Raw genomic sequence first — 12992 nt, 5'->3', positions numbered from 1 at the left:
GAGTATTTCTGCTTGATTACCATTGCACCACATCGGCGCGCACTGCACGGGGCAACTCGCAAAATATTTAAACTTCGCGGTTCAGTTTCGCAAAAAAACAACGGCGCTTCACACGTTTGTAAGCGCCGTTGCAAGAGCAGTTAACACCCTTTTCACACTGTGGATTCAGGGCTTCGCGTACTCCACGTTCAGGGCATCGAGCTCACGGCACATTTGAGAAAATGCAGCCTCGCATTGGGGCGGATCGCCTTTCACGCCAAGCTCGATATGGCGCCTGGTGTTCGCATCGCCCACGCTTGGCAGGCTGAAGACCTTGATGCGCGGCCAGGCTGCTTCCAGGGCCAGCATCAGCGGAGTAAGCGCGGCTTCCGCTGCCTCGTACACTAACACCGATCGCTCAGCGCGAGGCTCACGATTGAACAGGTCGGTGTAGTGCGTGTCGAGCACCCATTCGATCATCGGCCACGCCATGACCGGGAAGCCGGGCACGAAGTAATGTGTTCCATGCACGAATCCGGCCACGTTGTTATACGGATTTGGAATAAGCGCAGCGCCTTGCGGGAATTCGGCCATTTGCAGGCGCTGCAGATTTTCCGCCGAAGCGAGATCGGCTACCTCGCCCTTCTCTTCAGCCACCTGGCGCACGCGCTGCTGGATGCTGTCTTTTGCGCCTTCGTGCAATACCAGCGGCAAGCCCAGTGCCGCAGCGGCGGCCTGCCGCGTATGGTCGTCCGGAGTGGCGCCGATGCCGCCGCAGGAGAACACGATATCGCCGCTGGCAAAGGTGCGCTTCAGGGTGGCGGTGATGCGCTCGCGGTCATCGCCCAGGAATTCGGCCCAGGACAGTTGCAAGCCGCGTGCCGCCAGCAGCTGCACCACTTTGGGGAAGTGCTGGTCGGTTCGCTTGCCGGAAAGGATTTCGTCGCCAATGATGATCAGTCCGATTCGCATAGGCTTTCCTCGAAGGGTTCATGGCGCAATTGCGCCAGCGCTTGCAGGCAATAATACTCAAACCACAGGCCGGTGAAGATGAAAATCACCACATACACCCAGATCGATGCGGCCAGCAGGATCGGGAAGAAGGCAATGGCAGCAGCCGCGCCGCCCACCCACACCAGTGCCGGCAGCGAGCCGGCCAGGCCGGACACCACGCCGATCGACATCAGCTGCCAGCGATGTTCGCGCTGCAGCTTGGACAGTTCTTCCGGGCTGGCATAGTCGGCCAGCGCGTCATAGCTCATCACGCGGCTGGTGAGCCAGCCCCACAGCAGCACCGTGGCCAGGCCGGCCAGCGGCGGGAAGATATACATCGGCAGGATGCACAGCCAGGCCACGACGAAGATGCCGAAGGCACCCAGCGCCTTGACGACGCCGCCCAGTATCGAACCGCCCTGCTTCTTTTCCAGCTGCGGGAAATGGCGCCCGCCGACGTGGCGCACGATGAACGGCATGGCAGCCACGCCGATGAAGATCATGGCCGTCACGATCATCAGCGGCAGCAGCAGCAGCAGCGCAAACAGCGGCACCACGATCGAGCGCAAGCCGCCCAGGCCGATCGATTGCAGCCAGTCGCTGGTGACGCGGTATACCTCGAATTCCACGAAGTGGCCGTGCAGCCAGTCCAGCAGCGGCTGCAGGCCAAGCCAGAGCAGCAATGCCCAGAGGGCGACTGACAAAATGAAAGGAACAATACTCAGCAATAAGATCTTGCCGTGGAACTGGGACAGCAGGGCCCTGCCATAAGCGTGGATAACAGCGCGCATTAACTCGGTTTCTTTCTCAAATATTCAAACATCCGCTTCAGGCCCAGCCATTGCTGGGCCCAGAAGCCGCGGCCGTAATCGCGGCCCGCCAACTGGTCACGCACGCCGGTCGCTTCGAAGCGCGGCGTGAAGTTAGCGGTGCGGAAAATAATGTCCCAGATCGGGAACAGCACGGCGAAATTACAACCACCCAGCGTGCCCTGGCCCTTCGATTCATGGCCGACGCCAATCGCGTGATGCATGCGGTGGTAGCGCGGCGACACCAGCAGCCGTTCGCCAATGCGGCCGAAGTGTATACGAACATTGGCGTGTTGTAAGCTTTGTACGATACGGGACAGCGATACGAGGAGCACGTACTGGCTTGGCGGCACGCCAATGGCCAGCGCCAGCACCGCCATAAAGACGTCGTGCAGCAGGTCGTCCAGCAAATGATTGCGGTCGTCGCTCCACAGGTTCATGTTCTGCTGGCTGTGGTGCAGGCTATGCAGTCCCCACCACCAGTTGAACTGGTGCTGGGCGCGGTGGAACCAGTAATCGAAAAAGTCCAGCACCAGCAGGTAGACGGCAAAGCTGGCCAGCGGGTGCATATTGGTGACCAGGTTTTCCAGGTTGAAGGGCTGCACGCCTTCCATGTGCAAGGCGCCGGAAATGGCGTCCATGACGGGATCGAGCGTAAAGAACAGCAGCAGCGGAATCAGGCCGATACGCTGCAGCACGGTGTAGATGAAGTCATTCCAGCGCGCGCGCTTGTCGCTGAACTGGTGCACCGGGATGGCCGCTTCCAGCGGGCGCAGCACCAGGTAGATCAGCAGCAGTTCGGCCATGCCGATCAGCAGCCATTCCGTGCCTTCAAAGGCTTCTTCGGTGATGTCGCCCATGCCGGAGTAATAAATCAGCGGCTGGATGGCGTTTTCAAACAGCCAGCCCTGGGCTTGGCCCAGGAGGTCCAGGAAGAATTGAATCATTTGCGGTAATCCGGGTGTTCTCTCAGGGTGGCGAAGCAGAAGCCTTTCTGCTTCAGGCCTTCAATCAGGGGTTCCAGGTTGGCCGGCGCCCATGGATCCTTGCGCGACCAGATGCCCATGTGGGCCATGAAGATGTCGCCGTCGCGCAGGCCGTCCAGGGCGCGCTTCAGCAATTGCGCGTTGGAGGCGCGTTCCACCGGCAGTTCGTCGCCGGAGAAGCCGGCGGGCGTGGCCCATCCCGCATACTGGTAGCCGCAGGCCTTGCCGGCAGCCAGGGTGCGCGGGCTGGTCTTGCCGCCGGGAGCGCGCCAGAACGGGTCCAGCGCCTTGCCGGTCAGTTCCTGGAAGCGCTGGTCGACGCGGCGCAACTCTGCGCAGTACTGTTGCGAAGTCCAGTCCTGCACCTTGCCGGCGCGGGCGCCGAATTGCGGCTTGACGCTGATCTTGCCGTTGCCGGCGTCGCGCACGTAATAGGTGTGGTCGAAGGTGTGGCTGCCGAAGGCATGGCCCTCGGCGACGCGGGCGCGCCAGTAGGCTTGCCAGGACGGGTCCAGGCTGTAGTCGCCCTTGACGGTCTTTTCGTTCGCCAGGAAGAAGGTGGCCTTGACGTTTTGCCGCGCCAGGACCGTCGCGATCAGGTCGGCCTGCGACTGGCTGCCGGTGTCGAAGGTGAGGTAGATCGTGCCGCGGCATGCCGGCGCGGGCGCCTGCGCGGCGGCCGACGCGCCGGTGGCCGCCGCAGCGGCCAGTCCCAGCACGCATGCCTGCAACCGCATTACATCCTCGCGGACGAGTTGGCGAAGAAGACGCCGTGCGGCGAGCGGCCGACCGGGATCATCTTGACGACCTTCTTCTGCTGCAGGTCGATCACTGCCACTTTTTTAATCCAGCGCAGCGTGGCCCACATGTATTTCTTGTCGGCCGTGATTTCCATGCAATCGGGGCCGCCGGGCACGTCGATGGTGCCGACGTTCTCCAGCGTCTTCTGGTCGATGATGTTGATGGTATTCGACACCCGGTTCGACACATAGGTGTAGCGGCCATCGCCCAGCGCGCGGAAGTTGTGGGTGCCGGCGCCGGCCTTGATGCGCTTGACGGTCTGGCGGGTGCGCCAGTCGATTACTTCGACGTAGTCGCTGCCCATGATCCCGACCAGCAGGTATTTATCGTCCGGCGTCATGGCGATACCGGCCGGCAGCTTGCCGACCGGGATAGTCCACAGCACGTTCTGCGTCTTCAGGTCGACCGCGCTGACCTGGTCGCTGCCCTGCTGGGTGACGAAGGCCGTGGTGCTCTTGGCATCGAAGGCGATATGGCTGGGCAGCTTGGGCAGCGGAATCCGCTTGGCCAGGGTCATTTCCTTGCCGTTATACGAATAGACATCGAGCCGGTGCAAGCGCAGCGAAGTCGCGACGAACCATTTCTGGTCCGGCGAAAAGCCGATCTGGTATGGATCTAGGATATCCTTGACGTGGCGCTGCACCTGGCCGGTCACAGGGTCCAGGAAGACCAGCTCATTGCCCACGGCGCTGGCGACGATCAGCGACTTGTTATCGGGCGTGGCCATCAGGTGGTGGGGCTCTTTCCCCACCGGGAAGGTCTGCAGGCTCTTGTAGCTTACCTGGTCCAGCAACTGGACCGTGGCATCGCGCGAATTGAGCACGACGACGACGTTTGCCTGGACAGGCTGCACGCCTGCCAGCAAACCACATAAAACTGCTGCGCTACGGATACTGCGGAACATGAAAACTCGCTTATTGGTTAAGCCAACCAGTATTTTACGGTCAAACGTCTTGCATTAAGTTATTACCGACAACATTTAATGGGTATCGGCCGCGAATGGACTACAATCGCGGCCTAAGCCCCACATTTCTAAGGAATCCAAATGACTATCATCACTAACGCATCCGGCCTGCAATACGACGACATCAAGGTTGGCGATGGCGCGGAAGCAAAAGCTGGCCAGAACGTCACCGTCCATTACACCGGCTGGCTGCGCAACGACGACGGCAGCAAAGGCCCGAAATTCGATTCGTCCAAGGACCGCAATGATCCGTTCGAATTCGCCCTGGGTGCCGGCATGGTGATCCGCGGCTGGGATGAAGGCGTGCAAGGCATGAAGGTAGGCGGCACCCGCCAGCTGATCATCCCTGCTGAACTGGGCTATGGCTCGCGCGGCGCCGGCGGCGTGATTCCACCAAACGCCACCCTGATCTTCGACGTGGAACTGCTGGGCGTATAAGCCAGCCCTGCGACGGGAGGCCTAGCGCTGCCACTTGCGCTGCACGGCCTCCTGCTCCGCTTTTGCATCGAGCGGTTGGCCGGCAATACGCTGGTCGATCGCATCCAACACCTGCGTCGGCATGTCCGCCGCCGCCTGCCGGTATTCCCCCTGCTGGGCCTTGCCCTGGCTTTGCACCGCCAGCTGCACCTTCCATGCACCGCCCTGCTTGCAGGCCAGGCCCGACATATCCTGGGCCGTGGTGAAGCTGCGGCAGTAGCTGTTGTCCTGCGCCAGGAAGCTGGTGCCAATGCGCACCGGGCCGCCGCTGCCGGCCAGTTGCTGGTCCAGCGCCGTTGCCAGGCGGCCTTGCGCCACCAGCACGCCATCGCGGCTGGCCACCGTTTCGCCGCGGTCGATCGGCAGCATGCCGACGCCGTAATGGCCGGCCATCACGCCCACCATCAACATCGCCGCCAGCGCGCCCCACTCCGGCCATGACCAGCGCCGGCCACGAGTGGCCTTGCGGGCAGCCTGCTGCTCGGCCTCGCGCCGGGCGCGCACGGAATCGAGGCTGACCACCGTGGCCTGGCGCAGCGGCTGCGCCAGCCTTGGCGGCACCGCTTCCTCCGCCACCGGGGCAAAGGCGGCAAAGACGTCATTGCGCATGGCCTTGTGCTGGGCGACGCGGCGCGCCAGCGCGGCATCCTTGTGCATGGCTTCTTCCACTGCGCGGCGGGTGACTTCATCCAGCTCGCCGTCGGCATAGGCCATCAGGATTTCGTCGGAAAAACTCTTCATACTGTCCTCGCTTGTTCCGATAACATTTCTTGCAACGCGGTGCGGGCACGCGCCAGGCGGCTGGTCAGGGTGCCGACCGGAATATCCAGCACCTCGGCCGCCTCTTTATAAGGCAGCCCCTCCACCAGCACCAGGCCGACCACCAGCCGGTGCTCTTCGCTCAGCAGGCTGACGGCTTTTTGCACCGCCATGCGCTGCTGGTGCGCTTCGGCATAATCGTCGCCTACGTGCTCGCCTTCCTCCTCCGGCGCAAACAGTTCGCTGCGGCGGGTACGGGAACGCACTTCGTCGATCCAGGCATTTTTAATAATGCGGAACAACCAGCTATCCAGGCGGGTTCCCGGCTGGTAAGAGCTGCTGTGCAGGATGGCGCGCTCCACGGAGAGCTGGACCAGGTCGTCGGCATCCTCGCGGTGCCAGGCCAGGGTACGGGCGAAACGCCGCAGTCGCGGCAACAGTGTGGCGATTTCCTCGTGCAGGGCGCTATCGTTGTCCATCATATGAAGATAACGAACGGGATCGGGATTTTCTTCCCTCTCTCCGTCGTTAATACAGAATAGATACCGGTAGCTTATATTATCATCCGACCATGCCAACCTTGCGCCCGACTTATTCCTTGTTGCGTTCCTGCCGCTGCCTGCTGCTGGCCCTTGGCCTGCTGGCCGGCGCGGGGCCGGCGGCGGCGCAAATCGGCCTGCCTGGCTTGCCCCAGTTGCCCGGCGGCCTGCCATCCCGTCTTGGCGACAACGGCTTGCGCGACCGGCTGCGCGAAAAATTGCTGGACACGGCCGAACTGCCAGGCAAGGTGTCGCTGGACCAGCTCCGTGCGCTGAACATGCGCCAATTGCTGCAGCGGCATCCGGCGCAGCTTGAGCCGGATCCCGCCGGATTTCCTATTGTGCGCACGGAAATCCTGGCCTGGTCGCCATCGGAGGCCGGACTTGCGGCAGCCGTCGCGGCCGGGCTGACGCTGACCGGCCGGCAGGAAATGCCGGAGGTCGGCCAGGTGCTGGTGACCTTGCGGGTGCCCGATGGCGTTGCCACGGCGGACGCGCTGGCCAGGCTGCGCGCCGCCGATCCTGATAGCAGCTACGATTTCAACCATGTGTATACAGGCGCCGGTGCGAACGATGCGCCAGATGCCGATCCGGCAGCGGCGCGAGACAATGCGGGCAGCTTGCCGCGTACCGCGCCAGCCCGCGCGGTTGGCGGCGATGTGCGCGTTGGCCTGGTGGACAGCGGCATCGATGGCAGCCACGAGGTTTTCGAGAACGCCCGCATCGTGCGCTGGGGCTGCGACGGAGCGGCCCGTCCTGCGCCCCATGGCACGGCGGTAGGCGCCCTGATGATCGGCAAGTCCGAGCGCTTCACCGGCGCGGCGCCGGGCGCGAAACTCTATGCAGCAGATATATATTGCGACCAGCCGACCGGCGGCTCCGCCAGCCAGATCGTACAGGCACTGGCCTGGCTGGCAAGGGAACAAGTCGGCGTCATTAATATCAGCCTGGTCGGCCCACCCAACCAGATGCTGGGCCGTGTGGTGCAGGCGATGGTGGCGCGCGGCCATTTGCTGGTGGCTGCGGTCGGTAACGACGGGCCTGCTGCACCTCCTTTATATCCGGCCAGCTACCCCGGCGTGGTCGGCGTGACGGGCATCGATCCGAAGCGCCGCCCGCTGCCGGAAGCTGCGCGCGGCCCGCAAGTGATGTTCGCCGCGCCAGGCAGCCAGATGGCCGCAGCTGCCATCGGCACGCCGCCGTATAAGCTTGTGCGCGGGACGAGTTTCGCCTCGCCCCTGGTGGCGGCGCTACTGGCGCCGCGCTTGCACTCGCCCTCCCCGGCGCAGGCCGCCGAAGCGCTTTCCGCCCTCGCCGCCGATGCCAGCGCAGCCGGCGACGGCACCGGCCGCGGCGTGGTTGCCGAAAACCTGCGCGTTCCCCCTTCAGCCTTCCGCTGAAAAGAATTTGAATTTTTTTTCCGGATGGATGGAAGAAATCCATTTCCCGGTTCGTTCTCTGTATGTACGCGGCGGATTTCCCGCAGCCAGACCAAGGAGAACTGATATGAAGACCAACATCGCAACCATCATCCGCGCTGCCTTTATCGCTGCTGCCAGCGCCGCATCCATCGCCCAGGCTGGCCCGCTCGGCGGCGCACTGGGGGGGAATATCGGCGGCGGTATCGGCGGTGCTTTTGGCGGCGGCATGGGCGCCATGCGCGGCGGAATGACCGGCGATATCGCCGGCAGCACCATGCGCGGCAATCGCGCCGGCGCGGATATCGCCGGCAATGCGGCAGGCAATGTCACCGCTACCGCTTCCCGCGCCGCAGCTGCGGATTCGGCGGCTAACAATGCCACCCAGCGCGGCCTGGACGCCAGCAGTGCGGCCAACGGCGCCGCCAACCTGACCGGCAACCTGTCGCGCAATGCTGGCGCGGCAGGCGGTAACGCAGACGGTGCAGCAAATGGCGCCGCTAATGGAGCGGCGAACGGCATCGCCGGCAGCCTGGCCGGTGGTGCCGGCGGCGCATCTGCGCTCGGCGGCCAGTTGACGCGCGGTGCTGGTACTGCCAGCGGCAGCGCCGACGGCGCGGCTAGCGGCGCGGCCAGTGGCGGCGCGAATGGTGCGGAAGGCGGCCTGGCTGGCGCAGCGGCAGGCGCATCCGCCCTCGGCGGCAAGGTGGCGCACCGTGCAGGTTCCGCAAACGGTGCAGTGGACGGCGCCGCATCGGGCACCGCAAACGGCACGGCAAACAAAGCATCCAGCAGCACCTCGAACGGCAACGCCAGCGGCAACGCAGGCGGCGCAGCAAACGGCGCGGCGAATGGTGCGGCGAATGGCCTGGCGGGTAGCCTGGCAGGCGGCGCAGCGGGCGCACATTCCCTGGGCGCTCAGGTCGCGCGTAATGCAGGTGCGGCCAGCGGCAACGCCGACGGCGCGGCAAGCGGTATCGCGAACGGCGCTTCCAACAGCACTGCCAATAACACCCCAAGCGGAACTTCGAACGGCGGCAAGTCCGGTTCGGCATCCGGCAGCGGCAACGGCGCGTCCGGCCTGGGCGCCAGCCTGGCGCGCGGCACAAGCATGGTGAGCGGCAGCGCAGACGGCGCGGCCAGCGGCAAGGCAGCGACGCCTTCCCGCCATGCCAACGCCGCGGCAAACGGCTCGGCCAACGGTTCCGCCAGCGCCAGCAAAAGCGCCCGCAGCGGTAGCCAAACCGCAGCGCAGCAATCGCCGAAAAGCGCTTCCGCAAACGGCGGTGTGAACGCCGGTTTCAGCGCCCAGGCAGGCAGGAACGCCGCCGTTGAAGGCTCCGCGCAATGACGCACCAGGCTGGGGCGGCGCGGCGGAAAAGCTTAAACTAGCTGAGGTTTTCGCCATAAACCGCCCCAGATTTCGTGGCGAGCCAGTCACTATATGGGCTTCTTCAAAAAACGGTACACACTTTTTTCAATTAATGTGCTAATCTGCGCGCTCCATTAACCAAGGAGGTAGTAATGAAAAAAGGCGAACTGATTGCAGAATTTGCGAAGCGTACCGAAATGTCCGGCGCAGCCGCTAACGACGCAATTAACACCCTGATCGCGATCGTTACCGAGCGTCTGAAAAAGGGCGACACCGTTGGCATCACCGGTTTCGGCACCTTCTCCGTCGCCAAGCGCGCTGCCCGTAAAGGCCGCAACCCGGCAACCGGCGAAGCGATCAAGATCGCTGCATCCAAGACCCCTAAGTTCTCGGCTGGCGCAACCCTGAAAGCCGCTGTGAACCCAACCAAGAAGAAGTAATTCTTCAGGCTTACCGCCAGAACGGCGGTTCAAGGCTGGCCCAAGCGGCTTGTCTTGAACCGCCGTTTTTATATGGTGCGCCGCACACGGCGCCCACGCCAGGAAAATTCATGCGCCTGATATTTGCCCTCGCCGCGGCACTGCTGCCGCTTTGCGCCCACGCCTTCAATCCGTCCGGCCTGTATTTCGAACACGACGCATGGGAACTGGCCTGCGACAACACCGGCGCCTGCCGTGCTGCCGGCTACGGCGGGAATCTCCAGAAAGACCAGGCAGCATCCATCCTGCTGACCAGGCAAGCCGGCCCTGGCCAGCAAGTCAGCGGACAAGTCATGCTGGGCCATTATGACGAAAGGGAAGCGATCGCGCACATGCCGGCAAAGTTCAAGCTTGAACTGTGGATCAACGACACGGCGACAGGTTCGCTGGAATTTGCCCGGGAAACGTTTGTGGCCGAGCTTTCACAGGCTCAGATCGCGGCGCTGCTGGCCGCATTGCCCCAGCATGCCACCGTTGAACTGAAGCGGGGAGACGAGCTATGGGGAGAGATATCCGACGCTGGCGCCACCGCAGTCCTGCTGAAGATGGACGAATACCAGGGACGGGTTGGCACGCCCGGCGCGGTGGTTCGCAAGGGTTCGCGGCCCGAATCAAGCGTCCCGCCGGCTGTCGCCAAGCCGAAGTTCCTGCCCGCGCCAACCGCCATGACGCAGCAGGCGGACTCCCGCTTCGTGGATCGCCATCGCAAGAACCTGGTGGCTGCCCTGCGCACCAGCGTGAAGCCGGACGATTGCGAAGAACTTTTTGACGACGAGATGTTGTACTCGCTGAAAGCGGTCAGGCTGACTTCCAATCAGATGCTGGTATCCATGCGCTGCTGGATAGCGGCCTATAACGCAGGAGCTGGCTACTGGGTCGTCAACGACAAGCCGCCGTTCCGGCCAGTCCTGGTGACCACGACCGGCAGCGACTACGCCTCCGGCAAGATCAGCGAGATGCACAAGGGACGTGGCCTCGGTGACTGCTGGACCTATAAAACCCTGCGCTGGAACGGCAAGCAATTTCAGCTCACCGCAGCATCCACGACCGGCATGTGCCAGGCGATCGCACCTGGCGGAACCTGGCACCTGCCAACCGTGGTGACCCAGGAGTAGGAGAATTTGGAGCCTCCCCTCTAAGGCAGCGCAGGCTTTCTTTTGTATGATGGCGCTTCATAACTCCACTAAACCAAAGGTAGACACCATGAGCCTGCAAGAACAGTTTGACCAAGCGATGGCCGATTCCAAGAACCTGCCGGAACGCCCAGACAATATGACCCTGCTGAAGATCTACGCCCTGTTCAAGCAAGGCTCGGCAGGCGACGCCACCGGCGAGCGCCCTGGCATGACCGACTTCGTCAACCGCGCCAAGTTCGACGCATGGGCGGCACTGGCAGGCACCAGCCAGGACGACGCCAAGCAGCAGTACATCGACCTGATCGAAAGCTTGAAGTAATCCTCCCGCCTTGACGCCGCGCTTGTCAAAACCAGCGCGGCGCTGCACACTCCAGTATTTGCAAAATAATTAACAGTCAAATGCTGGGCAACCACTCCAGGATCGCCGCGATTGCCCACATCGTCCTCGGCTTCCTTTCCTTGTTACTGGTGGCCTGCCTGGCCGTCTTCTTCCACGCCTTGGCGGAGATCGTACGCAATGCCCCGGGTGTCGTTGAATTCATCACGGGTGCGGGCACCATCATTCTTGGCCTGCTGGTTGCGCTTTGCCTGCTGCAAATCGGCTCAGCCATCGCTTACCTGAAGGGTTCGCGCGCCGCGCGCACGCCCCTGATCATCTTCAGCATTGTCGCCCTGTTCAACGTTCCAGTCGGCACCGTGACAGGCGGCTATTCCCTGTGGGCGCTGCTGCGCAAATGATGCGCGGCCAAGTTACTCCCGCCTCAGTGCCAGCGGGCAGCCAGGCCAGCCTGCGCCTGCCGGGCGCGTACTTCCATGACTGCTACCAGATCGTCTCGCCGGACGCCAACGTCTCCGCGCTGGAGCTGTACTTGCACGTTGTGGAGCAGACTCCAGCTTGGGTAAACCGGCTCATGGCCTTGCGCAACTGGCTGGCCGGCCTGGCCGGGCTGAAAAACCTGGGCCACCTGGGCGCGCTGCGCGCGGCCAAACCGGTAAGCGAATATCGTATCGGCGATCGCGTCGGCATCTTCTCCCTGCTTTACCTGTCGCAGGATGAAGTGCTGCTGGGCGACTCGGACAAGCACCTGAACGTGGTGCTATCCGTCTGCAAAGCGCCGCAAGGTGCGGTCAGCGTGACCACTGTCGTCCATGTGCACAATTGGCTGGGGCGCTTGTACATGTTGCCGGTCACGCCTCTGCACAAGATAATTGTCAGGACAATGCTGAAGAGGACAGCCTTGGCGACGTTCGCGCATCGCTGTCGGTAGCACACGCCGCCAATGTGCAAGCAGGCGCGCGAGCTCGCCACCTCTTCCACCTGCATGCTAGAGTTGCGCTTTTTATAAGCCAATCCCGACGCATGACACTTCTTTTCCGCCGCGCGACAACTGCCGATATTCCCGCCATGAGTGCGATCAGGCTGGCCGTGCGCGAAAACGCACTTTCCAATCCGGCTCGCGTTACGCAACAGATGTATGAAGATTACCTGGATCGCCTTGGCCAGGGCTGGGTGTGCGAACGCGAAGGAGCAGTAATCGGCTTTTCTTGCGCTGCGCGCGAAGACAACTCGATCTGGGCACTATTCGTTGAGCCGGCATTTGAAGGATTGGGCGCGGGCAAGCGCTTGCTGCAACTGGCGACGCAATGGCTGTTTGCCAGCGGCGCCCAATCCATCAAACTCTCCACTGCGGCCGACACGCGCGCCGATCGCTTCTATCTGGCCCAAGGCTGGCAGCGCGGTGAGATCAGCAATGGCGTCGATGTGCACTACCGGCTCGAGCGAGCGACGACGATTCGCCTTGCCGAACCGCGCGACCTTGATTCAATGTGGAGCATTTTCCAGCCGCTGCTGGCAGGCGGCGACGCATTCCCGTTTGGCCAGGGATTTGAGAAATCCACCTTCCAGTTGCACTGGTTCGGCAGCCACCCGGCCTATGTTGCCTGCGCGGGAAACGTCATTCTCGGCATGTACAAAATGGGCGCCAACTATCCCGACCACGGAGCCCACGTCGCCAGCGCCACCTACGCCGTCGCCGCACCGGCGCATGGGAATGGCATCGGCCGCGCGCTGGTCGAACACAGCCTGGCACAGGCGCGTCGCGAAGGCTTCCTCGCCATGCAGTTCAATTACGTCGTCAGTACCAACGCCGCGGCGTTGGCGCTGTATCGCAAGCTTGGCTTCAACATCGCCGGCATCTTGCCGCAAGCTTTCCGTCATCGCGAACTTGGACTGGTCGACGCCTACGTTTTACATCGATTCCTTGAAGAAGAATGAAGAAG

16 protein-coding genes are annotated in these 12992 nt (G+C 62.9%); 9 read left to right on the top strand and 7 right to left on the bottom strand.

Annotation, left to right across the window (positions count from 1 at the left end):
• Positions 1–165 precede the first annotated feature (165 nt).
• The 5 genes from ACN9MU_RS08760 to ACN9MU_RS08740 are packed head-to-tail and all read right to left on the bottom strand — an operon-like array spanning position 166 to position 4472.
• Positions 166–951: a competence/damage-inducible protein A gene (locus ACN9MU_RS08760; protein ID WP_426169728.1), complete on the bottom strand. Its 786-nt coding sequence runs from the start codon at positions 949–951 to the stop codon at positions 166–168.
• A complete protein-coding gene (locus tag ACN9MU_RS08755; RefSeq protein ID WP_426169726.1) occupies positions 936–1763 on the bottom strand; it encodes an EI24 domain-containing protein in 828 nt (275 codons plus the stop codon). The genes ACN9MU_RS08760 and ACN9MU_RS08755 overlap by 16 nt, the downstream gene beginning before the upstream one ends.
• Positions 1763–2728: a sterol desaturase family protein gene (locus ACN9MU_RS08750; RefSeq protein WP_426169723.1), complete on the bottom strand. Its 966-nt coding sequence runs from the start codon at positions 2726–2728 to the stop codon at positions 1763–1765. Before ACN9MU_RS08750 ends, ACN9MU_RS08755 begins: the two co-directional genes overlap by 1 nt.
• Positions 2725–3504 carry a polysaccharide deacetylase family protein gene (locus tag ACN9MU_RS08745; protein WP_426344432.1) on the bottom strand — a complete coding sequence of 260 codons (780 nt, stop codon included), beginning with the start codon at positions 3502–3504 and terminating at the stop codon, positions 2725–2727. The genes ACN9MU_RS08750 and ACN9MU_RS08745 overlap by 4 nt, the downstream gene beginning before the upstream one ends.
• Positions 3504–4472, bottom strand: coding sequence for a cytochrome D1 domain-containing protein (locus ACN9MU_RS08740; protein ID WP_426169718.1), 969 nt, complete (start codon positions 4470–4472; stop codon positions 3504–3506). The genes ACN9MU_RS08745 and ACN9MU_RS08740 overlap by 1 nt, the downstream gene beginning before the upstream one ends.
• Positions 4473–4613: 141 nt before the next feature.
• On the opposite strand from ACN9MU_RS08740, the gene ACN9MU_RS08735 reads away from it, so the two are divergent.
• Positions 4614–4970 carry an FKBP-type peptidyl-prolyl cis-trans isomerase gene (locus tag ACN9MU_RS08735; RefSeq protein ID WP_057261771.1) on the top strand — a complete coding sequence of 119 codons (357 nt, stop codon included), beginning with the start codon at positions 4614–4616 and terminating at the stop codon, positions 4968–4970.
• Between the two features lie 21 nt (positions 4971–4991).
• On the opposite strand, the gene ACN9MU_RS08730 is transcribed toward ACN9MU_RS08735, so the two are convergent.
• On the bottom strand, positions 4992–5750 hold the full coding sequence (locus tag ACN9MU_RS08730; RefSeq protein ID WP_426169715.1) for an anti-sigma factor family protein: 759 nt from the start codon (positions 5748–5750) through the stop codon (positions 4992–4994).
• On the bottom strand, positions 5747–6250 hold the full coding sequence (locus ACN9MU_RS08725; protein ID WP_130315233.1) for an RNA polymerase sigma factor: 504 nt from the start codon (positions 6248–6250) through the stop codon (positions 5747–5749). The genes ACN9MU_RS08730 and ACN9MU_RS08725 overlap by 4 nt, the downstream gene beginning before the upstream one ends.
• Positions 6251–6339: 89 nt before the next feature.
• On the opposite strand from ACN9MU_RS08725, the gene ACN9MU_RS08720 reads away from it, so the two are divergent.
• The 8 genes from ACN9MU_RS08720 to ACN9MU_RS08685 all read left to right on the top strand — a co-directional run bounded on the left by ACN9MU_RS08720 (position 6340) and on the right by ACN9MU_RS08685 (position 12987).
• The gene (locus ACN9MU_RS08720) at positions 6340–7707 is read left to right on the top strand and encodes a S8 family serine peptidase (RefSeq protein WP_426344431.1); all 1368 of its coding nucleotides are present in this window, start codon (positions 6340–6342) and stop codon (positions 7705–7707) included.
• A 106-nt stretch (positions 7708–7813) separates the two neighbouring features.
• Complete coding sequence (locus ACN9MU_RS08715; RefSeq protein ID WP_426321723.1) at positions 7814–9076, top strand: hypothetical protein; 1263 nt, start codon at positions 7814–7816, stop codon at positions 9074–9076.
• A gap of 173 nt (positions 9077–9249) precedes the next feature.
• Positions 9250–9537, top strand: a complete 288-nt coding sequence (locus tag ACN9MU_RS08710) for an HU family DNA-binding protein (protein ID WP_057261775.1) — start codon at positions 9250–9252, stop codon at positions 9535–9537.
• Between the two features lie 110 nt (positions 9538–9647).
• Positions 9648–10691: a DUF1176 domain-containing protein gene (locus ACN9MU_RS08705; protein ID WP_426321721.1), complete on the top strand. Its 1044-nt coding sequence runs from the start codon at positions 9648–9650 to the stop codon at positions 10689–10691.
• 88 nt (positions 10692–10779) lie between these two features.
• Positions 10780–11031, top strand: a complete 252-nt coding sequence (locus ACN9MU_RS08700) for an acyl-CoA-binding protein (RefSeq protein WP_028100729.1) — start codon at positions 10780–10782, stop codon at positions 11029–11031.
• 80 nt (positions 11032–11111) lie between these two features.
• Entirely contained in the window at positions 11112–11450 is a 339-nt protein-coding gene (locus ACN9MU_RS08695) for a hypothetical protein (RefSeq protein ID WP_426344430.1), read from the top strand.
• Entirely contained in the window at positions 11447–11980 is a 534-nt protein-coding gene (locus tag ACN9MU_RS08690; RefSeq protein WP_426337140.1) for a DUF2867 domain-containing protein, read from the top strand. Before ACN9MU_RS08695 ends, ACN9MU_RS08690 begins: the two co-directional genes overlap by 4 nt.
• Positions 11981–12072: 92 nt before the next feature.
• A complete protein-coding gene (locus ACN9MU_RS08685) occupies positions 12073–12987 on the top strand; it encodes a GNAT family N-acetyltransferase (protein ID WP_426344429.1) in 915 nt (304 codons plus the stop codon).
• Positions 12988–12992 lie beyond the last annotated feature (5 nt).

Source organism: Pseudoduganella sp. R-32 (assembly GCF_049913245.1).
In the GTDB taxonomy this organism is placed as follows: domain Bacteria; phylum Pseudomonadota; class Gammaproteobacteria; order Burkholderiales; family Burkholderiaceae_D; genus Rugamonas.
This window is presented reverse-complemented; position numbering and strand designations above follow the sequence as displayed.